The organism is Alkaliphilus serpentinus, assembly GCF_009017255.1.
Classification (GTDB): domain Bacteria; phylum Bacillota; class Clostridia; order Peptostreptococcales; family Natronincolaceae; genus Alkaliphilus_D; species Alkaliphilus_D serpentinus.
On the sequence record NZ_WBZB01000037.1, the window covers coordinates 28,641 to 50,832 of the forward strand.

Genomic DNA, 22,192 nt, shown 5'->3' on the forward strand with positions numbered 1-22,192 from the left:
AAGAATATTTTCTAGGGTATTATAACCATGTGCCTATTTTATATTCTTTTACCATTGCCTTGTTATTTATCCAATAGAGGACTAGAATTAATAAAAGGGTTTAATTCCTTTTTATAGAATAATAAATATTTAGATATGCAAAATAATTTGATTCGAGGTGACAGCATGAGAAACTTTAGAGTTCTTAAGGACTTCTTTATCCGTAACAAATGGTATTATTTCTTCGGTATTGTATGGCTATTATTGGTAGATATTCTCCAGCTACTGGTTCCAGAAATACTAAGACGCTTCACGGATCAGCTGCAGGCTAACCTTTTATCTGCCTCAGAGATTCTAATCTACAGCCTATATATTGTTGCCATTGGCTTTGGTATTGCCCTATTCCGTTTTTTGTGGAGAATTTTTATAATAGGCACCTCACGTAGATTGGAATATGAGCTTAGAAATAAGCTATTTTCTCATTTACTAGATTTATCTACCAATTATTATACCCATCATAAAACTGGAGATTTAATGGCCCATGCCACCAATGATATAAACGCTGTAAGAATGGCTCTAGGACCGGGTATCGTAATGCTTACTGATGCAATTTTCATTACGGTTATTGCCATTGCTATGATGGTTTTAACAACAGACTGGAAGCTCACCCTCTTAGCCCTTATACCTCTACCCTTTTTAGCCTTTACCATTAGTAAATTTGGTAAGGTGATAAACAAGCGATTTAAGGCAGTACAGGAAGCCTTTTCGGTATTAACCGATACAGTGCAGGAGAGCTTTTCAGGGATTAGGGTTGTGAAATCCTTTTTACAAGAGGATGCAGAAATTAAGAAATTTAGCAAGAAAAATACCCTAGTTTATGAAAAAAACATGAAGCTAGTTAAGCTTTATGGGATGTTTTTTCCATTAGTTCATTTCGTATCTGCCATAAGCTTTTTAATAGTGATTGGCTATGGCGGTACCCTGGTTATTTATGGAGATATTTCCTTAGGGGATTTTATAGCCTTCGAAGCCTATCTAGCTTTATTGGTATGGCCCATGATGGCCATTGGCTGGGTAATTAACGTGCTGCAAAGGGGCTCAGCTTCTATGGAAAGATTGAATAGGATTTTTAATGAAAACCCAGAAATTGTAGATGCTGAGGATACAAAGGAGCTACCTGCCATGAAGGGAGAAATCAGCTTTGAGAAGGTATCCTTCAAATATCCAGGTAGCAATGAATATGCCATTAAGGATTTTTCTTTACATATTGCCTCAGGAAAAAGCATCGGACTTATTGGTAGAACCGGAAGTGGAAAGAGCACCATCGCCACTTTGCTATTAAGGCTTTATCCGGTTCATGAAGGCACCATAGAAATTGATGGTCATGATATTAATAAAATAAAGCTAAAATCTTTAAGGCATCAAATTGGTTATGTTGATCAAGATAGCTTTTTATTCTCCACAACCATAGCAGAAAATATCGCCTTTGGTGTAGATGAAGCTACAGCTGAAGAAATAAAAGGGGTAGCCAAAATTGCCGAGGTTCATGACAATATAATGGATTTTCCCCAAGGGTATCAAACCTATGTTGGGGAAAGGGGCGTAACCCTTTCAGGTGGACAAAAACAGAGAGTATCCATCGCCAGAGCTTTAATTAAGAAACCTAAAATATTGATTCTGGACGATTCCCTATCTGCTGTAGACACCGACACAGAAGAAAAAATTCTTGGGGCCCTAAAGGGAGATTTAAGGGATAAGACAAGCATCATTATTGCCCATAGGATTTCTACCATAAAGGATTGTGATGAAATTATTGTTTTAGATGAGGGTAGAATTGTTGAACAAGGAACCCACAATCAGCTTTTATCGAATCAAAAGCTGTATTACGACATTTATCAAAAGCAATTATTAGAAGAAAGAATAGCTAAGGATTAGGAGGTGGTGACTATGGAAAATATACAACAGGAAGAAAAGCTGGGGAAGGCCTACGATTCGAAGCTGATGGCTAGACTTTTAAAGTATGCGAAACCCTACTGGAAGGCCATGGCCCTTTCTATAATACTACTAATTATTATTGCTGTTATAGACCTAGCCCAGCCCTATATTATTAAAATTGCCATAGATGATTATATCAATGTTTACGAGAAGCCCCTTTATGTATTTGAAGAACCACCAGAGGATTTACCCCATATAGCCTTTAATGACCGTTATTACGTTAAGGACCAGGACTATGATGGAAGGGCTGGTAGTATAGGCATCCATCAGCTATTACGTCATCAAAAGCAGGATTTTCTTGTAGGTAGTGATATCAGCTTAGAAGACTATGAAGTAATAAAAGAACCTATAGGGGAGTATACCCTGAAGATCAATGGTGATAGGGTATCACTACAGCATTTATCCTCTAGTGATATAAAGGTCTTTAGAGAAAAGGACGTAAATCAACTACAGAGGTTATCTATCATCTATCTCATTATTATCGCCATAGGCTTCGGACTGAATTATGTACAGGTATACCTTTTAAACCGTACCAGCAACAAAATTGTTTACAATATTAGGCAAGAGCTCTTTTCTCATTTACAAAGGATGTCTCTAAGCTTTTTCGATAGAAATCCCATTGGGAGGCTTGTAACAAGAGTCACCAATGATACAGAAACCCTTTATGAAATGTACACAGGAGTTTTGGTCAATCTGTTTAAGGATCTATTTCTTTTACTGGGAATTGTCATTGTTATGCTTAGGTTGAATGTAAAGCTTGCATTAGTATCCTTTTTAGTCATTCCCTTAATTTTAATCTCAGCTGCCATCTTTAGACTTAAAATAAGGGATGCCTATAGAGATGTTCGAGTAAAGCTTGCTAAAATCAATGCAACCCTCAATGAAAACTTCACCGGTATGAAGACCATCCATTCCTTTAGTCGGGAAGATCAGCAATTTAAGGTCTTTAATGAGAGCAATCACCAGCTAATGAAGGCTAATCAAAGGGAGATTTTTATTTTTTCAATATTTAGACCTTCAATGGAGGTTATTCGTTCCTTAGGTACAGCTCTATTAATTTGGTATGGAGGGGGCCAGCTTCTTAGACAGGGTATAGAGTTTGGAGTTCTATTCGCCTTTATAAGCTATCTCAAAAGGTTCTTTCAACCCATTAATGACCTTACAGAAAAGTACAACATTCTTCAATCGGCCATGGCATCCTCAGAGAGGATTTTTCAGTTGATTGATAAGGAGACAGATATCCAGGAACCTATAAACCCTGTTATTCCCAAAGCCTTTAGTGGAGAAATAGAATTTAAAAATGTGTGGTTTGCCTATAAAGAGGAGGATTGGGTATTAAGGGATATTAGCTTTACCATTAAGCCTGGTGAATCGGTGGCCTTCGTAGGGGCAACAGGAGCAGGTAAATCCTCTATCATTAACCTTATTGGACGATTTTATGACATACAAAAGGGTCAGATATTAATAGACGGAGTTGATATTAAGGATTATCCCCTCAAGGAGCTAAGAAGCAGGATCGGTATAGTTTTACAGGATGTATTTATGTTTACTGGCTCCGTTAAAGACAACATTGTGTTAAATAATTCAGGAATAGATCATGCTACAGTATTGGAAATGTCTAAGTATGTAAATGCCCATCCCTTTATTGATAAGCTGCCACAGAAATATGATGAGGCAGTGATGGAACGAGGGGCAAATTTATCTACAGGTCAGCGTCAGCTTATAGCCTTTACCAGAGCACTGGTATATAACCCATCTATCTTGATTCTAGATGAGGCAACCTCCAATATAGACACTGAAACTGAGCACTTAATACAGGATGCCATACTAAAGCTTATTAAAGGTAGAACTACAATAGCCATTGCCCATAGATTATCCACCATTCAAACCTGTAATAAAATTATCGTTCTCCACAAGGGAAAAATTCGAGAAATAGGTACTCACCAGGAGCTGTTGGATAAGGAGGGTATTTATTATAAGCTATATCAGCTTCAATATAAAGAAAGTTTTGCTTAAAAAAACACAATATGAAGGGTGAAGGAATCAATCCTTCACCCTTCACTTTTAATTAAATTTTTATCTTACCATTACAAAATCCTTTATATAGACCAAAACCTCTCCAGTATAATAAATCCCTATAATACCTATCATTAAGATTTTTAATAACTTCTTCATAAAATCACCCTTTACCCACCTAATCACTATTATTATACTACGTAACAAGCTACTAAATAAAAATAATTAAAAAGACCCCCAAATTAGGAGTCTTACCTTTGTGCAAAAGGTTTTGCAGTATATATGTTAGCCTTCCTGCATATATCTTCTTTCATACATCTCGCATTCATCTAAAGTACAGGTGTTAACCACACAATGTATACAGGTGTACACCCCACATTCTCTAGTAACTTCAGCCTTTTCAAATTCCTTATTATTATTTGACATCACCTATACCTCCTTAAAAAATTTCACTTTACAAACTGTAAGATAATTATATCACTCATTCAATTGTTTGTCAATTGCAATTGTATATTTTATATTATGCATATTGCTGTAAAAGTATTACAACAATTATGATATTTTTGACTAATCCCCTCAGTAGAAAGCCATAATATTATATATCAAAATGATCATTAGGGTAGTTAGGAGGGTTAATTTGAATAACATACAGGTATATAATGAAATTGGTAAATTAAAAAGGGTTCTCCTTCATTGTCCAGGCGAAGAAATCGAAAACATTGTTCCCGATTATCTTACAAGGCTTCTTTTTGATGAAATTGCATTTTTGAAGCAGGCAAAAAAAGAGCACCAGCAGTTTTCAGACATCCTCAGAAATGAAGGTGTGGAGGTTTTGTATTTGACAGAGCTGATGGCAGAAATTCTCCAAGACCCTGAGGTAAGAAAGAGCTTTTTAGAGGATTTCTTAATGGAGGGCAAGGTTGCTTCTCAGGGATTAAAGGAAGGGCTTTTAGAATACTTCTCAGATAAATCCCCCATGGAAGTGGTGAGAAAATCCATGGGGGGAGTTAGAAAGGAAGAGCTAAAGGAAATCAAGGTTAAGCAGCTGGCGGATATGGTGAAGAACCCCTACCCCTTTTATCTTGATCCCATTCCAAATCTTTATTTCCAAAGAGATCCCTTTGCATCCATAGGAAGGGGTATATCTTTAAATGTAATGTTCTCGAGAACAAGGAATAGAGAAACCCTCTTTGCAAAATATATTTTCGACCATCACCCCCACTATAAAGATATTCCAAGGTGGTACAATCGGGATATGAGTCATTCTATAGAAGGGGGAGATATTTTGGTTCTATCCGATAAGGTGGTTGCCATAGGCATTAGCCAACGGACAGATGCTGTGGCCATTGAAATGCTGGCTGAGAAGCTTTTTAAATCTCAGGAAACCTTCGAAACCATTTTAGCCTTTGATATTCCCAAAACCAGAGCCTACATGCATCTAGATACAGTGTTTACAATGGTTGACTACGACAAGTTTACTATATACCCTGGAATTGAAATGCCACTGGACGTTTATAGCCTAAAAAGGGGTAAAAATCATAGCATAGACATTACCTATGAAGAAAATAAGCTTTCAAATATATTGAAGGAGTATCTTAAGCTGTCCTCCGTCACATTAATCCGATGTGGTAACAATGATATTATCGCTGCCGGAAGGGAGCAATGGAGTGATGGTAGCAATACCCTTGCTATATCCCCCGGAAAGGTTGTATGCTATAACAGGAATTATGTAACAAACGAAGCCCTCAGAAATCATGGAGTTGAGGTGTTAGAATTTGATTCCTATGAGCTTTCACGGGGACGAGGAGGTCCCCGATGTATGAGTATGCCCCTTATTCGTGAAAATCTTTAGCTATTTAAACTTACTGAATTTATCCTTTGACCTAGAGATGCTTTAGTTATAAAATAGTTCTTAGATTGATCATTCTTACTAGGGGGTACAATATGTTTGACTATCACATCCATACTCATTTCTCACCGGATTCAGCCATGTCAATGAAGGAGGCAATTATTGCCGCCATAGATAAGGGATTAAATGAAATCACCATAACAGATCATTTAGATTTTGATTATAATGGTAAGGGGAGTCATATTGAATTTGTTATTGAGGATTATTTTAAAGCCATAGCCAATTATCAGGAGGAATTTAAGTCGGTAATCAAAATAAAGACTGGCATTGAATTGGGTTTGCAACCCCACCTTACTGAGGCTTATAGAAGGGTTATAAACAGCCATCCCTTTGATTTTGCCATTGCTTCCATTCATTCAGTTGAGAAAACAGATTTGTATATGGGGAACTATTTTCAAAAAAAGACCCAACAGGAGGCCTATCACATATACTTTAAAGAGCTATATGAGGTTGTAAATCTTTTTGATAGTTTTACTGTTCTAGGCCATCTAGATGTAATAAAAAGATATGGAGCATACGACGTCCCCCTGCCCTTGGAGGATTTTAGGGAGGTGACCTCCCTGATATTAAATAAAATTATAGAAAAAGGTAAGGGAATTGAATTAAACACCTCTGGAATTCGTTATCAAGTGGGAGATTATCATCCTTCCCTAGAGGTATTTAAGCTATACCATAGCTTAGGTGGAGAAATTATCAGCCTTGGATCTGATGCTCATTCCACCCATCATTTAGCCTTCGACTTTAATAATGCATTGAGGGCCTTGAAGGAAATTGGCTTTCAGTACATATGTACCTTCGAGAAAATGAAGCCTATCTATCATAAGATTGATGAAATCTTATAATATCCACAGAAATACAGGAGGCCGATGGCCTCCTGTATTTATCTGCTTTTATATTTTAACCCTTTTAATTGGTAGCCTTTGTTTAGAGTCGCAACTGGGACAATAAAATAGATGCATACATTCATCCTCTGCAGCTCCATCTACTTTATCGGTAATACTCCTGTCTAAGTAAGGACTATAATCATCATAAAAATCCTGAACCACCCCTGAATCCTCCATAGGACCTCCACAATCAGGACAACTTATCAGATAACTTGCCATACAATTGCAAACTGGGCAAACTAAGTCCATTTTCATCCTCCTTACCAGCTGGCTTTTTTGATTCCTGGAATTTGTCCTTTATAGGCCAGCTCTCTAAAGCAGATTCTGCAAACTCCAAATTTCCGAAGATATCCATGGGGCCTACCACATATGTTACATCTATTATATTCCTTGGTTTTATATTTTTGACGCTTCTTTTGTTTTAACACTAAAGCTTTTCTAGCCATTTTTTCCTCCTTTAATATTGATATGGTTAGTATTTGTTTGCTGGGGGGAATTATGTATTAGTACAATGTTGAATGTTGAATGTTGAATGTTGAACAATTTAACATTTATATTTCACTTACTATATTTATCAAACAAATCATCCAAGGCTTCCCTTAAAAGAAATGCTTCTGTTTTATCGGTTTTCTTAGAAAGGTCTGCCAGCCTTTCTAATTGAGTTTTTGTAAAATAATTGGTTTTCTGCACCATACTTTCATTTTCGGCAAGGCAAATACGATTCTTCCCCTCTCTTTTGGCCCTAAACAAAGCACTATCAGCTGCCCTTAAAAGTTCTACTACTGTTTTGGCATCCCTTGGATAGCTGGCTATTCCTCCACTGATTTTAATGGCGATTTCCTTTTTCCTACCTCCCAGCTGAAAGGTGTTTTTATCTAAATATCTTCTGATTTCCTCCACAATAATTAACCCAGTTTCAGCTGAAGTGCTTGTAAAGAGGACATTAAACTCATCCTTATTACTACGACATACAAGATCGTGGTTTTTAATGTTTTGCTTTAATATGGACGCAATTTTTTTAATCACATCATCTCCTACGGATTCACCGTAATAGCTATTAACCGTTTCAAAATCATCAATATCTATCGAAGCCAAAGTAAAAACTTCCGAGCACCCCGAAACCATATCCTCTATCCTGTTTATGAAATCCTCTTTATCTAATATTCCTAAGATTTTACCAATCATTTCAATCCCCCTCTGTTTCAAATGGTTCCTCGTGTTATTTATATGTACCCATCTTTTTCTATTATTCATACCCAAATATAAAGTCTTCTAAAGGTTTATTTTGATTAGCTAAGTAATAAAGCTACATTCACTAGAATATCTATTGAATATCTAAATCTTTGAGGTGATTATATGGAGAAAAAAACGTCCTTTATCATGGGAGTAGTATTACTTACCACAATTAATTTTATAGTAAGATCTATGGGTTTTATTTATCGAATTCTACTATCTAGGATGATAGGCCCCCAAGCCATAGGTTTATATCAGATGGTTTTCCCCTTTTTAATGGTTTTAATTACAATTCCAACAGCCGGAATACCCATAGCTGTTTCAAAGCTTGTAGCTAAAGAGAACTCCCTTAAAAATAGAAGAGGTATGTTCCAAATCCTACTTTTAGCTCTATCCATAGGAGGTATTTTGTCTTTAATATTAACATTATTTGTATCCTTTAAAATAGACTTTATCACAGAAAGGGTCTTAAAAAATAATGATTTATATTTGCTTATTCTATGGATTATTCCCGCTATAAGCTTAATAACCTTTTCAAGCATCCTTAGGGGCTTCTTCTATGGAATCAAGGACATTAAGCCAGCGGCATTAGCCCAAATCATTGAACAGCTCAGCAGAATTACCTTTGTCCTTGCGGTATTATATATGAAAAAGCCTGATCACCCCATCACAATGGCAACCATCGCTATTATAGGTCTGTCTATTGGCGAACTCTTTGGCTTAATCTGTTTAATCCTCAGCTTTGGTGTTAGACGGATCTTTAAGATTATACCCTATAATAGAGTATTATCCTCAAACATCAAACAACTGAAGGACATCCTATATATCTCAGTGCCCATAACAATTAGCAGGCTTTTATCAGTGTTTATGCAAACGATTAATGCAATACTCATCCCCCATAGACTGATTATTTCAGGATACTCTCAGGTGGCTGCGGTAGAATTATTCGGAAAGATATCCGGGATGGCCATGCCCCTCCTATTTCTTCCCTTTACTGTGACTTCTGCTCTCGTCATAAACATCATCCCCAATATATCGGAGCAAATGGCAGTAAAGAATATAAAGGATATAGAAACAAAGGGTAATCAAGCCATAAGAATCACCCTTTTGGTGGCAATACCTACAACCCTTATATTTACTATTATGGGTAAAGAGCTGGCATCGTTAGTTTTCCATCAAAGAGATGTGGGCCTCTATCTTTCTCTCATTAGTTATTCTACATTATTCCTTTGCATGCAACATACCCTATCGGGAATCCTCCATGGCTTGGGTAAGCAGGTAATCACAACTATCAATTTCCTATTGGGTATGACAATTCAATTGTACTGCACCTATTATTTAGTACCCAATCCCCGTTATGGTATCTATGGATTTATTATTGGCTTTACCTTATCCTCCTTTGTGATATTCACATTGAATTTGATATCCTTAAGACGTTATATGCCCATAAGATTATCCATTGTAAACACATTAATCAAACCCATCACTGCAGCACTAATGGCGGTAGGAACTATGTTTTACCTATATTACCATCCAATTTTAAGTTTCTCACCAAATCTATATTCTGCAATGGTCTTTATTTTTGGTGGTTTTCTATACCTAGCCATATTAGTTATGACGAAGGCAGTAGATGCTAGGTCCATAATTAAAAATATTAAATGAAGGTTGTATTAATTTAAGACTATAATTTATATAACTTATGCTACTATCTTAAAGACCCCTACATTTTAAAACTAAGAAGTTCTCTGTTTTAAAGTATAGGGGTTTGAAAAAGTATATGGAAATATTTCATATATTTGATTTTCTTTTCCGCAAAAACTCCAATACTTTATCTGTTTCCCAGCTATTTAAAACATTGGCCTCCTCCAGCCAGCCCTTTCTAGCCACACCAACACCATATTGGATATCATCAATTCCCTCTACTCTATGGGCATCGGGTTCTATAGCAATGAAAACTCCCCTTTCTTTCGCAAATCTGCACATTCTCCAATCAAGCTCAAGTCGATGGGGATTGCTATTGATTTCTATAGCAACTTGATTTTTTCCACAGGCTTCAATAACCGCCTCTATATCTAAGGTGTAAGATGGTCTTGATAATAATAGTCTTCCCGTCGCATGGCCAAGAATGGTTAGGTAGCGATTATTAATGGCCTTTATCAGCCGTTTGGTCATGGTATTTATATCCATACTAAAATTGGAATGAATTGAACCAATTATATAATCAAAGGACTCTAGAACTTCATCACTGTAATCTAAGGAACCATCAGCAAGGATATCTGATTCAATACCCTTTAGGATAACAATATCCTTATATTTTTCCTGCAGTATACCAATTTCCTCATGCTGCCTTTTAATGTCCTCCTCCTTTAAACCACCTGCGTAGATGGCACTCCTACTATGATCAGAAATTCCGATATATTTGAAGCCTAAGGAAATCCCCTTCTGAACCAACTCTTCAATGGTGTTATGTCCATCACTATAATTGCTATGGATATGCATGACGCCCTTTATGTCAGAAGTCTTAATCAGATTGGGTAGATTACCCTTCTCTGCAGCTTCAATTTCTCCATTATTCTCTCTAATCTCAGGGGGAATATAATCTAGTTGTAACAGCTTGTATAGATCTTCCTCTGTTTTTACAGGTTGAGGGTTATCACCTTTAAAAATTCCATATTCATTAACCTTATAGCCCATCTCCTTGGCCCTCTGTCTTAGGGCAGTATTATGCTCCTTACTGCCTGTAAAATGCTGCAGAGCATTGGGATACTCCCCATCACCAACAAGCCTTAGGTCCACGTTAATTCCCATGGGTAAGCGAAGGCTGCTTTTGGTGATCCCCTTTTCCTTCACATCTTTAATACCCTCCAAAGATGTAAAAAAATCCATTACAGCCAGTCTATTGTCTTCATCACAGCTGGCAATAATATCAATATCCTTAATGGTTTCCTTGTGGCGTCTTATGCTTCCTGCCAGACTCACCCTTTTAATCAGGGGATTGGTTTTTAAGACCTTAACCATCTCATTACCATAGGCTAAACCCGTTGAAATAAGATATTGACCGCTGAAGTTTTTATAGTTCTCTATTCCTTCTAAAATTTTCTTAGTGGTTTTTTCTCCAAAACCTTTAAGGTTGGATAATTTATCTTCAAGACAGGCCCTCTCCAGTTCCTCCACAGAGGTTATGTTCAGCTTATCATATAGAACCCTAACCTTTTTAGGACCAAGACCCTGTATTTTTAGCAATTCCAATAAACCTTCAGGAAATTCTTCCTTTAGTCTTCGATAAAATTCTAACTCCCCCGTCTTAACAAGCTCAATAATTTTTTCCTCTAGAGCCTTGCCAATCCCCTCGATTTCATGGAGGCGATTCTCCTCCACCAGCTGATGTAAATCCTCCTCCATCAGTTCAATGATTCTAGCTCCATTATAATAAGCCCTTACCTTGAAGGGATTTTCACCTTTTAGCTCCATCAAAACTCCAATTTCTTCAAAAATTCTACTGATCTCATTTTTATCCATAAAATACCCTCCCATTAAGGCTGTTATAATAGATTATATCCCATTTACATCCTCTCTAACAAAGAGAAAAGAAAAACCCCTCTATATGGAAAGAGGGGGTAAAATTGAATAATTAAAATTAAAATGAAAAATTGAAAGTTAAAATGATCTTATCTTTGTTCTTTTTGAAATGCTTTATTTATTTGCTTCGACTATTCGAAGCGTCCTTAATTCAACATTCAACATTCAACATTTAACATTAGGTAGCTAGTTAATTTATCAAAAAAACTCTATAATAGGCTAATGAAGTTTTGATTTGTTGCTAGATTATTTTCCTCAAAACTATAATTATATTAATGATGTGGTTTTCCAGAAAATATCTAGCTAAGCGACTAACACTAAACAAGTTTCGGCTATCTGCTTATAGCTAAGTGACTAACTCCAATCAGAGATTGGGTTATCTACTTAATTATCTCAATCTTGTCTCCAGCCTTTACAATTCCGCCCTTTAAAACCTTTGTAAAGATTCCTTCCTTTGGCATTACACAATCGCCAACCGTATGGAAAATGGCACATCTAGAGTGACATTCCTTACCAATTTGGGTAACCTCTTGAACTGTGTCCCCTATCTGAAGTCTGGTTCCAATAGGTAGCTCATACAGTTTAATTCCTTCGGTAGTAATATTTTCTGCAAATCTCCCTGGGGTTAGATCCTCCACCCCCATAGCCTTGATTTTTTCAATGCTCTCTTGGCCCAATAAACTTACTTGCCTATGCCAATCTCCACCATGGGAATCATTCTTTAGTCCAAAGTTCTCCATAAATTCTCCTATTTCAATCGGATCCTTCGGTATTCCCTTTTTACTACTGATATTTATTGATAATACCTTTGCCATTTATAGCCCTCCTAAATCAAAATAATCTTTCCTATATTTTCCGTATTATATCCTCCCAATGCTTCAATGGAATGAATAAACTCATGATTCTTCATTGCAGCTATTAAGTCTTCAATCTTTTCATCCTTTAGTAAAGCCTGAGGTAAAAGCAGATCATAATCCTCCCAAGCAATTGGGATAAAATCTAAACCCATTGTTTTGGCAGCGGAGTAAACTCCCATACCACAATCAGCCGTCCCCCCTGCTATGGCAGCAGCAACAGCCATATGGGTGGTCATTTCTCTCTCATAGCCTTGAATTTCTTCTGCTTTAATTTTCTCCCTTTGCAGATAATAATCCAAAAGAATTCTAGTTCCAGCCCCCCTTTGACGATTCACAAAAAGTACATCCTGTCTTTTCAAATCTTCAATACCTTTAATACCCTTGGGATTTCCCCCTTTTATCATTAAGCCTTGGCTTCTGCCAACAAATTTCATTAAGGCCATTTTTTCACCTTTAATATACTGTTTTACATAGCTTGTATTGTATTCCCCAGAGGTTGTATCCATTAAGTGAATGGGAGCAATATGACACTCACCCTTTCTCATGGCCATGATACCTCCAAGACTACCTACATGGGCGGAGGACAAAAACAAACTACTTTTATTTTTATGCAGTTGATTACCCAATAAGTCCATTACTAAATCGTGACTTCCAATCGATACAATAGTGTTTTCGATTTCATCAGCGGCTTTAAACAATCTAATTTCAACCTGACTACCAGCCTCATAGCCTTCAAGCCTTTGAGGAACCACCAATACCCCATCAGCTCTAACCAAGGACATGGTTACCCCAGCTCCCCTTTCAAGGGGAGTTGCGATTAGTTTACCCTGCACACTTCCCAGCTTAACACGAATGTATTCTTCGTATTTAATGGACGATACCACTCTACGGGATAGGGTAGCAGTTATAGTGGCGGTTTTCATAAATCTATGATGAGTATAGATAGCCAACAGGGGCTTTATAAAAAACTCCATGGTGAAGTAGGCAGAAACAGGGTAACCAGGTATTCCTACAACAGGCTTATTCTTTACCATAGCCAATATAACGGGCTTTCCTGGCTTCGTAGCCACACCATGGATTATCACTTCTCCAATTTCCCTTAATACATTGGCTGTATAATCCTTAGACCCTGCCGATGATCCTGCATTTATCACCACCACATCATTTTCATCCACTGCCTTTAATATACTGTCCTTAATAAGCTGATATTCATCTGGAACTACAGGATAACGTTTGGGCAAACCTTTATATTCCTTAATCATGGCAGCAAACATACTAGAATTAGATTCGATTATTTTCCCATCCTCAAGGGGAGCATCAACATGAATGATTTCAGACCCCGTCGGAATAATCCCTACAGTGGGCTCTTTATACACTTCAACCTCTCGAATCTGTCCAGCCAATAATGCACCAATATCCACAGGCCTGATTCTGTGTTTAGCAGATATGATTAGTTCACCCTCTACAATATCCTCTCCAATGGGCCTTATGTGCTGCCAAACTCCTGCTCCACTATAGATTTCTATCCAGTCTCCGTCGATTTCCACAATATCCTCAATCATGATAACGGCATCAAAGGGGTCCTTTATGATTCCCCCCGTATTAATGTAGATAAAATCCTTAGCTCTTTTAAGCCTTACTGGATTAGCTTCACTGGCCCCATAGGTACTAGAAGCAACCACTGCAACACCATCCATTGCAGCAGCACTGTAATTAGGGGAGGATTTTTGGGCAAATATCGGAGAAACCGTTACCCGATCTAAAGCTTCATCTACAGGGATGATTTCTGTAGCTTTAAAGACTTTGTCCATTAGTACTCTATTTATAAACCTTTCCTTTGCCTCTTCTAAAGGAACATTGGTTAAGTATATATTTCTATCCTCTTTCATACAACTTCCTCCTCGGTTAGAATAGGTAAACCTTTACTGGTTGTCCCTTATGAACTCCCTCTTGATTTTGCTCTATAATGACGTAGCCTAGGGAATTTGTCATCATAGTTAACATCCCAGATTTTCCATGGAGGGGGTAAACCAGCTTTTTGTTTTCCTCCTCTTTAATATTCACCATTACATAATGCTCCCTTCCATCAGCTGATGGAATGTTCACTGTCATTTCTCCCAATATATAAGGTTTAGCTGATGTTACTCCTTGAATAGCTTCTATAAAGCTCCTTACTAGAACATTATAAACAACCAAAGCAGAAACCGGCTGGCCCGGCAGCCCAAAAACTGCTTTGTCATGCACCTTTCCTACTATTGTAGGTTTTCCTGGTTTTACTGCAATTCCATGAATGAAAACCCCCGGTTCACCCAGTTGATTAATGGCATCCTTTGTAACATCCCGAGTTCCCATTGAGCTTCCACCAGAAACTAAGACCATATCACTAATTTGTAAAAACTCACTAATCTTAGTTTTTAACAACTGTAATTGATCCTTTACCACTGCTGTGGCTGTTACTTGGCAGCCATCCTTTATAAGGGCAGCAGCCAAGCTGTAGGTGTTCATATCCCGAATTTGTCCCCTTTTCATTTTATCCTGAGGGCCAACAATTTCGTCTCCGGTGGAGATTATTCCAACCCTCAACTTCTTAAAGACAGGTATTTCATTAAATCCCATACCCCCTAAAACACCAATATCTTGACCCCTTAATATCAAGCCCTTTTTTAAAACCATCTCACCCTCTTTAATATCCTCACCCTTTAAAAGACAGTTTTCATGAGGGGCCACACCTTTATATATACATATTGTAGCATCATCTAGAGCTTCGGTATATTCAACCATCACTACACCGTCACTTCCTTCTGGAAGCATACCACCGGTTGGGACATAGCAGCATTCACCATCTTCAACCCTCAAGCTAGTAGACTTACCCATCTCAACCTCCCCCACTACGTTAAAGAAGCCAGGAAGTCCTTCACTGCAGCCTATAGTTGATTTTGACTTAACTGCATAGCCATCCACTGTAGATCTGTTAAAGTCTGGAACATTTATTGGAGATAAAATATCTTCTGCTAGTATTCGACCGGAGGCTTCATATAGAGATATGTATTCTATATCCATCCTCCAATTGTTAAAATTCTCCTTAGTTAATACCTTTGCTTCCTTCATCGATAGGGTCTTTAATAGCTCCATTAAAAATCCTCCCCTTTATGTTTAATTGGTAAATTGGTGAATTTCAAGTTGAATTCATTGTTATTATATGTATTGGAGATCAAAATATAAAAAATAAAAGCCAACCCTATGGATTAGCTTTTTAACAGTAGCTTTATATTCTATGCTAATAAATTTCCTTTCCAAGGGTGGGAGGTAAAGGAATTTCTTCTTTTACCCATAGGTGATAAATCGTAGCTTAGGCCTTAGATTTATGCACTCGGAAATTTTCTATGAATCTAATCATAATCTTACCATAATTCAGTAAATAGTTCAATAATATCCTAGAGTTGTAAAGTCCTTAGAGGTATGACGGCTTTTCATCAGTCTAAAATGAAGAGGGAGTAGCCTAGGCCACTCCCTCTTCATGAAGATAACATTGGGAAATTATCTTTTATTTGTAGTTTAAAAAGCAGCTTTTAATGCAGCGAGGAGACTGCATATCTGACAATTAAGTCAGCGGGGATATTGGGGAGTGCTGCTTTCTAATAACTAACTAAAAGGATTAATAAGTATGGATTATATTATGTAATAGTATATCATACTAAAAAAATAATTCATAGTCTTTTAGTAAAAAAAGTTATAAAAGTAACAATCTATTTATTGTGCTATACTATTTATGATATTGTATGTTATATATATGAATAAGGAGACTCTAATGAGTCTCCTCTATATAATGCAGACTGTTCAAAAGTCGTTAGAGTCGAGGCGCAAGGAAAGACAGCGATTGCCGCGTATACATCAATACGTAAGAATGCTGTTTTTTTGCAGCAACGAAGAATATGGCGGCTTTTCACCAGTCTGAGGAGACTCTAATGAGTCTCCTGGATAATTTGGTCTATATCTCCTTCATTTAAGGTTTCCCTCTCAAGAAGGCCTATTGTAATTCCCTCCACCAGATGCATATTTTTTTTTAACATTTCTCTTGTTTCTCTATATAACTGATCCATAGTCTCGTTGCATTCCTTCACAAATCCTTGGTCTGCACCTTGTTGTCCCATTAGAATATCATAATTTAACATCCCTAGCTTTTCACTCATACCAAATCGCTTCATCATAACGACTAAGGTTTCTGTTGCTTTTTGGATATCGTTACTGGCTCCCGTTGTTATATTGTCCTTCCCAAAGATAAGCTCTTCAACTGCTCTACCTGCCAATGCAATTTTAATATTATCCAGCATATCTTTTTTGGTATGAAACATTCTATCAGGAGGGATATTCATGCTGAAACCTCCAGCCCCATTGGTACTTGGTATGATTGTAACCTTAGTAACCTTATTTAATGGGCACAGAAGCTTTGTTGCAACGGTATGACCAGCCTCATGATATGCAGTTATTTTTCTTTCTTGTATAGAAATCTGTCCCCTATCCTTTTTCTCTTCTCCTGCAATAACCTTATAAAAGGCCTTATCTATATGATTCTGCATAATAGATTGGGTATTTTCTCTAGCGGCATATATGGCCGCTTCATTCATAAGATTCTCTAGCTTAGCACCGCTAAAATAAACCGTCTGTTGAGCCAACTGCCCTATATCTACGGTAGTTGAGACAGGTCTGTTTTGCGTATATAGCTCTAATATTTCCCTTCTTGCCTGTAAATCTGGTAGACCCACTTCAATTTGTCTATCAAATCTCCCGGGTCTTAATAGGGCATCATCTAAAGTATCTAGCCTATTGGTGGCAGCCAATACGATGATCCCATCGTTATCCTTAAAGCCAGACATCTCGGTTAAGAGGGCATTTAGGGTTCTATCAGATTCATCACTGCCCCCCATACCACGATCCCTTTTTTTACCTAGGGCATCAATTTCATCTATAAATATGACGCATTTCTTTTTTTCACTAGCCTTCTTAAATAAACTTCTTATTCTGGCTGCACCAACTCCTACGTAGATTTGTACAAAGTCGGATCCGGAAACAGCCATAAAATCTACTCCTGCCTCACTGGCTAGGGCCTTTGCCATTAGAGTTTTACCAGTACCGGGAGGTCCATAAAGAATAACTCCCCTTGGCATCCTTGCTCCATAACGTCTATATTTGTCTGGATGTTTCAAAAAGTCCACCAGCTCTAAAAGACTTTCCTTGGCTTCTTGATTACCTGCTACTGAAGAGAAGGCAATTTGCTTTTCTCGTTTTGTAGAGTAATCTACTGAAGACATTTTATCATATTCTTTAGATGCTTGATTGGTATTTTTCTTTGACAGATAAATCGCTAAAATAGACAAAACCGTTATGAAAACCACAAAGGAAATAAGTTGTGGTGCAGAGAATTCCTGATTTACCTCCTCCACTTCAATGGAGTGTTTCAGGAGGACTTCCTTTAAATCTTCTTTCCTTGGATTATCTGTTATAAAGGCTTGTCCATTGGCTAAAATCCCTTCAATATTTGCACCATCTGAAAGATAAACTTTTTTGATATTACTACCTTCTATATTCATTAAAAAATCATTATAGCTTAAGTTAATGGTTTCTACCTTCATGTATTTAAAATAATACAGAGTAGCTATCATACCAACAATTAACAAAGCTATCATTAGTCCAATTATTTGCTTTTTTCTTTTCTTTATCAATGTTATATCCCCCTTTGTTAATCATTCACTAAAAAAATAGACCTAACCCATAGGGCAGGCTATGTATATGATTAATCCTCTGAAGGCCAGGGGTTTACATAAAATATGATACCATAAAAAACAAAAAAAATAAAGCCTGATGGCCATATTCTCCTTATGCAATAATATCCAGCTGATTAATGAATACTCTAATTCTTAATATAGTTGTCCCCATTCCCCTTTCTCATTCTCTTTGTTAAAAGGTCATAATTCCCCATGGCAGCAGCTGCCACTAAAAAACTATTGATGGTACTTAAGTAAACTAAAGAAAAGCTAATACCCTTCATAATGATGTTGCTGGTAAGGGTGACAATAAACGCTACAATTAAGGTGCTTATTTTTTTATCTAGGCTTTTTGGAAAGTAGTCCTTAATAAAATGAGTAATAAGATTGGTTATAAAGACTCCACCCGTAAAGCTATTAAGAAACTCAATTGAAATATAATTGATTTCATTCATAATCATACACTCCAATCCCATATATCCATTGTATGATTATCAATAACAATTGTTCCAACTAACCCTCTAAGAATTTCTTTTTTTCCTTGATCATCTCATTATATTGAGTATTGGTAATTATCCCCTTCTCTTGAAAGTCTTTAAGAAGTTTTATAAAGGTCTTAGTAACCTCTTTAAGCTCTTCTTCCACTTCCATTATGAGCTTATCTTCCTCTGGCAACCGACCATTAGTCATTTTTTTTCCCCCTTCGTAAAGTAATGCTTATATGAAATATAGACAAGTATTTTATATTTTATTCCATGTTTATCAAAAATATTCTTGTGTTATAAGATTATCCGCCCTGAGCAAATAACTACTTCTACATAAAATGGGAAATTCCTCCTCAAAAAAGTCTTAAAATATAGCTCATTATCAAAAATTACTACTTGATATTGTTAGAGATATTGTATATAATTAATTGGTACCCGGGGGCGTAGTTCAGCTGGGAGAACGCTTGACTGGCAGTCAAGAGGTCAGGGGTTCAAGTCCCCTCGTCTCCACCAGTGAATAAAAAATAGGACTAAAATGATAGTCCTATTTTTTTATGTCAATTAAATTATAGCTTTATAAGTTTTCTAAGTGGAGTCCCAATTTTTTCAAATCCTCTGGCAGCTGTGCTTCAACCTCTATTTTTTCTCTAAAACGGGGCTGGAAAAGCTTTAAATAGGCGGCATGTAGGGCCTGCCTACTAAATTTAATGGTGCCGCCTTCATTATATAAGCTATCACCAATCAGTGGATGTCCTAAATAGGCCATATGTACCCTTATTTGATGGGTTCTACCCGTTAAAAGTTCTACCAGAACAACGGTGGAGTTTTTATATCGTCGAAGAACCTTGTACTTACTGATAGAGGTCTGCCCCCTATCATCAACTATTCTTCTTATACTATCATCCGATGGTCTATATATGGGAGCATCGATGGTTCCTTCTTCATCCTCAACCACGCCCTCTACAAAGGCAATGTATTTTTTCTGAATCTTATCCTCCTGCATCATTTGAGATAAAACATGATGGGAATAAGGATTTTTTGCAATAATTAGTAGGCCAGAGGTATCCATATCTAAGCGATTCACAAATCGTATCCTACAGGTTTTTCCTTGACTTTGCAAATAATAGGCAGCTGCATTGGCAATTGTGGAGTTGGGATGACTTTTTGTTGGGTGGGATACAATGCCAGGCTGTTTATTAATAATAATTAAGTCAACGTCCTCATATACAATATTTAAGGGAATATCCTGAGGCTCAAATTGATTAGGGGGCTCCTCCATATCTACTTGTATGATATCCCCTTCCTTAACAAGGGTATGATATTTTACATATTGCTGGTTTAAATAAACCCCTTCCCCATGCTTAAGCTTGGTCAGCAAACGGCTGGAAAAGTCCAGTTTGCTTCTAAGGACAGACTTAATGGTTTTACCATCGTCCTCCCTTTCTGTTTTGTAAACCATTATTGTCTCTGTTTGATTTTCTTTTATAAGCATATTAATCACCTGTTTCTTAATTTAATGGATATTTATTGCATTAATATAATTCCCATTGTTATAATAATAGTGTAATGTGGTAGTTTTTTTCTTTACTATTATTTTGGATTTATTTCATATAGCGACACTTATATGTTATTATACCCATAGTCTGTACTAATGCAAGTATGAACTTTAAATACTATTAATATGAAACAACATAAAGGAGAATATTATGGAATTTAATAAAATTATAAATATTGTACATAGTGATACAAAATTCTCTATTGATACTGCCAATTATCTAAGAGGAAAGCTTGAAAAACTGGGTTATTATGTAAGTGAGGTATTTGATTTTACTGCCGAGCTTGTTATTTGTATTGGTGGGGATGGTTCATTTCTACGGGCTCTACATACTTATGATTTCGCTGATATTCCTATAGTTGGTATCAACACTGGTCACTTAGGCTTCTTCACAGAAATTAATCCTGATGAAATTGATGAGTTTTTAAATCGATATATTAATAAAGAATACTTCATAGATGAAATGAACCCCATAGAAGCAGTTATTTGTACCAGAACCAATTGTATAAACGCAATGGGTTTAAATGAGATTGTTATTAAGGGCGATAAATCTAGAACTATCCATCTTGATATCTCTGTAGATGATCATTTAATACAGCGTTTTAGTGGAGATGGCATCTTAATATCAACCTCCACAGGCAGTACAGCCTATAACTATTCAGTAGGAGGCAGCATCGTTGACCCCAGATTAAATGTAATACAAGTAACCCCATTGGCCCCCATTAATACCAATGCCTATAGATCCTTTACATCCAGCGTAATATTACCCTCCTATGCCACACTAAAGGTGAATCCAGAGTACCGTTTTGAGGATTCAATTGTTATCGTAAGCGATGGTGCAGAACATAGGCATGATAGCATTATAGAAATATCCTTAAGATTATCAGAGCTAAACATTAGAATGCTTCGATTAAAGGGCTCAGAATTTTGGAGTAAGGTTATTGATAAATTTCTATAAGCATTAATAAACAACAACAATTAGTTCAATCTAAAAACTTAACCCTTCTGGGTTGAGTTTTTTTACAAATAGCCTTGATTTGCAAATAAGATGATTCCTTCTAAAAATTTCTTTACATTTATTTTTCCCCGATACTTGCTTTTACCCTTTATATAATCCATTTCCATTCGAACCTCTTGGAAATCGAATAGAGTATTTGAGTAGGTTGTAAAGGTAATGTCTCCGTAATCTTCTATGCCTATGCTGGCAATGTTTCTTATAGCTTTGGCTATGGCTCGTCGAACCCTTTGCTCTATAGCCTTTTCATTTGTTTCTAAGCCCTCCTCCATACTATTATAATAGTCGCAAAGAAGCTTATAAATATCAGATGTCTTATATCTGGTAAGGGTTTCGTTGTTCTCTATTCGATTACTGGTTAGAATATTTATAATTTCAATAAGATCCTTACTACCAGCCTCACCTAATATTCCCAGCTGCGATAGTATCAGCTTAATCGGTTCCTTTATTCCTTTAACCTCTCTTATGCAATTATTGTCCTTGCTATTAATATCCTTTAGAAGTTTAAAGGCTGATTCTATATGCCTTAAGGTTTCTGTTAACTTATATTTCTCGATTACCTTTTTAATAACCGAGACAACTTCCTTCACATTCACTGGCTTACTGATAAAGTATTCAATCCCTCCCTCATAAGCTTTAGCCATCATATCCTTAGAGCTCACTTGAGAGATCATAATAAATAGCATTTGGTTGTTAATGCTTTTAGCTTTTTCCACCAACTCAATACCATCTATATTGGGAAGGAGCAAATCTACAATTACGATATCTGGTTTAAAAAGAAATATATTTTTCAAACCTTCTTCACCATTGTCACTTTCACCAATAACATTGCCTAGTTTTTGAGTTTGAATGATATTTTTTATAATCTGCCTGATACTTATGTCATCATCAATGATATAAATATTTAAATCCATATTACTTCC

The 22,192-nt window shown here is 36.6% G+C and carries 19 protein-coding genes, 1 tRNA gene and 1 riboswitch; of the genes, 7 read left to right on the top strand and 13 right to left on the bottom strand.

The genetic code is table 11. The annotated features are described in order from the left end of the window. Positions 1-165 precede the first annotated feature (165 nt). Complete coding sequence (locus F8153_RS10270; RefSeq protein WP_151866275.1) at positions 166-1,914, top strand: ABC transporter ATP-binding protein; 1,749 nt, start codon at positions 166-168, stop codon at positions 1,912-1,914. A gap of 12 nt (positions 1,915-1,926) precedes the next feature. Next, positions 1,927-3,990 (top strand): ABC transporter ATP-binding protein, encoded by a 2,064-nt coding sequence (locus F8153_RS10275; RefSeq protein WP_151866276.1) that lies wholly within the window; start codon positions 1,927-1,929, stop codon positions 3,988-3,990. A gap of 285 nt (positions 3,991-4,275) precedes the next feature. On the opposite strand, the gene F8153_RS16135 is transcribed toward F8153_RS10275, so the two are convergent. After that, complete coding sequence (locus F8153_RS16135) at positions 4,276-4,416, bottom strand: hypothetical protein (RefSeq protein ID WP_192929766.1); 141 nt, start codon at positions 4,414-4,416, stop codon at positions 4,276-4,278. Positions 4,417-4,627: 211 nt separating this feature from the next. Here F8153_RS16135 and arcA point away from each other — a divergent pair, with 211 nt between their 5' ends. Then, a complete protein-coding gene (gene arcA, locus F8153_RS10280; protein WP_279237131.1) occupies positions 4,628-5,842 on the top strand; it encodes an arginine deiminase in 1,215 nt (404 codons plus the stop codon). Positions 5,843-5,934: 92 nt separating this feature from the next. Next, positions 5,935-6,741, top strand: a complete 807-nt coding sequence (locus F8153_RS10285) for a histidinol-phosphatase HisJ family protein (RefSeq protein ID WP_151866278.1) — start codon at positions 5,935-5,937, stop codon at positions 6,739-6,741. Between the two features lie 48 nt (positions 6,742-6,789). Here F8153_RS10285 and F8153_RS10290 read toward each other — a convergent pair whose 3' ends face one another. From F8153_RS10290 to F8153_RS10300, 3 genes are all read right to left on the bottom strand, one after another. Further along, a complete protein-coding gene (locus tag F8153_RS10290) occupies positions 6,790-7,032 on the bottom strand; it encodes a hypothetical protein (RefSeq protein ID WP_151866279.1) in 243 nt (80 codons plus the stop codon). Positions 7,033-7,043: 11 nt separating this feature from the next. Continuing rightward, positions 7,044-7,247 carry a type Z 30S ribosomal protein S14 gene (locus F8153_RS10295; protein ID WP_279237132.1) on the bottom strand — a complete coding sequence of 68 codons (204 nt, stop codon included), beginning with the start codon at positions 7,245-7,247 and terminating at the stop codon, positions 7,044-7,046. A 94-nt stretch (positions 7,248-7,341) separates the two neighbouring features. After that, on the bottom strand, positions 7,342-7,968 hold the full coding sequence (locus F8153_RS10300) for a diguanylate cyclase (RefSeq protein WP_151866281.1): 627 nt from the start codon (positions 7,966-7,968) through the stop codon (positions 7,342-7,344). A 171-nt stretch (positions 7,969-8,139) separates the two neighbouring features. Here F8153_RS10300 and F8153_RS10305 point away from each other — a divergent pair, with 171 nt between their 5' ends. Then, on the top strand, positions 8,140-9,678 hold the full coding sequence (locus tag F8153_RS10305; protein WP_151866282.1) for a putative polysaccharide biosynthesis protein: 1,539 nt from the start codon (positions 8,140-8,142) through the stop codon (positions 9,676-9,678). A 126-nt stretch (positions 9,679-9,804) separates the two neighbouring features. Here F8153_RS10305 and polX read toward each other — a convergent pair whose 3' ends face one another. From polX to F8153_RS16140, 7 genes are all read right to left on the bottom strand, one after another. Then, positions 9,805-11,535, bottom strand: a complete 1,731-nt coding sequence (gene polX / locus F8153_RS10310) for a DNA polymerase/3'-5' exonuclease PolX (RefSeq protein ID WP_151866283.1) — start codon at positions 11,533-11,535, stop codon at positions 9,805-9,807. 440 nt (positions 11,536-11,975) lie between these two features. Beyond that, complete coding sequence (locus F8153_RS10315; protein WP_151866284.1) at positions 11,976-12,410, bottom strand: MOSC domain-containing protein; 435 nt, start codon at positions 12,408-12,410, stop codon at positions 11,976-11,978. A gap of 11 nt (positions 12,411-12,421) precedes the next feature. Beyond that, entirely contained in the window at positions 12,422-14,341 is a 1,920-nt protein-coding gene (locus tag F8153_RS10320) for a molybdopterin biosynthesis protein (protein ID WP_151866285.1), read from the bottom strand. Between the two features lie 16 nt (positions 14,342-14,357). Continuing rightward, positions 14,358-15,584, bottom strand: coding sequence for a molybdopterin molybdotransferase MoeA (locus tag F8153_RS10325; RefSeq protein ID WP_151866286.1), 1,227 nt, complete (start codon positions 15,582-15,584; stop codon positions 14,358-14,360). Positions 15,585-15,722: 138 nt separating this feature from the next. Next, positions 15,723-15,840: riboswitch (molybdenum cofactor riboswitch) on the bottom strand. A gap of 574 nt (positions 15,841-16,414) precedes the next feature. Beyond that, positions 16,415-18,172 carry an ATP-dependent metallopeptidase FtsH/Yme1/Tma family protein gene (locus tag F8153_RS10330; protein ID WP_243136949.1) on the bottom strand — a complete coding sequence of 586 codons (1,758 nt, stop codon included), beginning with the start codon at positions 18,170-18,172 and terminating at the stop codon, positions 16,415-16,417. 188 nt (positions 18,173-18,360) lie between these two features. Then, positions 18,361-18,669 carry a hypothetical protein gene (locus F8153_RS10335; protein WP_151866287.1) on the bottom strand — a complete coding sequence of 103 codons (309 nt, stop codon included), beginning with the start codon at positions 18,667-18,669 and terminating at the stop codon, positions 18,361-18,363. Positions 18,670-18,727: 58 nt separating this feature from the next. After that, positions 18,728-18,904 (bottom strand): hypothetical protein, encoded by a 177-nt coding sequence (locus F8153_RS16140; RefSeq protein WP_192929767.1) that lies wholly within the window; start codon positions 18,902-18,904, stop codon positions 18,728-18,730. 232 nt (positions 18,905-19,136) lie between these two features. Between F8153_RS16140 and F8153_RS10340 the strand changes: the two genes are divergently transcribed. Then, a tRNA-Ala gene (locus F8153_RS10340) sits at positions 19,137-19,212 on the top strand. 61 nt (positions 19,213-19,273) lie between these two features. On the opposite strand, the gene F8153_RS10345 is transcribed toward F8153_RS10340, so the two are convergent. Beyond that, positions 19,274-20,191, bottom strand: a complete 918-nt coding sequence (locus F8153_RS10345; RefSeq protein WP_151866288.1) for an RluA family pseudouridine synthase — start codon at positions 20,189-20,191, stop codon at positions 19,274-19,276. 214 nt (positions 20,192-20,405) lie between these two features. On the opposite strand from F8153_RS10345, the gene F8153_RS10350 reads away from it, so the two are divergent. Next, positions 20,406-21,212, top strand: a complete 807-nt coding sequence (locus F8153_RS10350) for an NAD(+)/NADH kinase (protein ID WP_151866289.1) — start codon at positions 20,406-20,408, stop codon at positions 21,210-21,212. A gap of 62 nt (positions 21,213-21,274) precedes the next feature. Here the strand turns inward: F8153_RS10350 and F8153_RS10355 are convergent, their stop codons facing one another. Further along, on the bottom strand, positions 21,275-22,183 hold the full coding sequence (locus F8153_RS10355) for a response regulator (RefSeq protein WP_151866290.1): 909 nt from the start codon (positions 22,181-22,183) through the stop codon (positions 21,275-21,277). Positions 22,184-22,192: the final 9 nt, after the last annotated feature.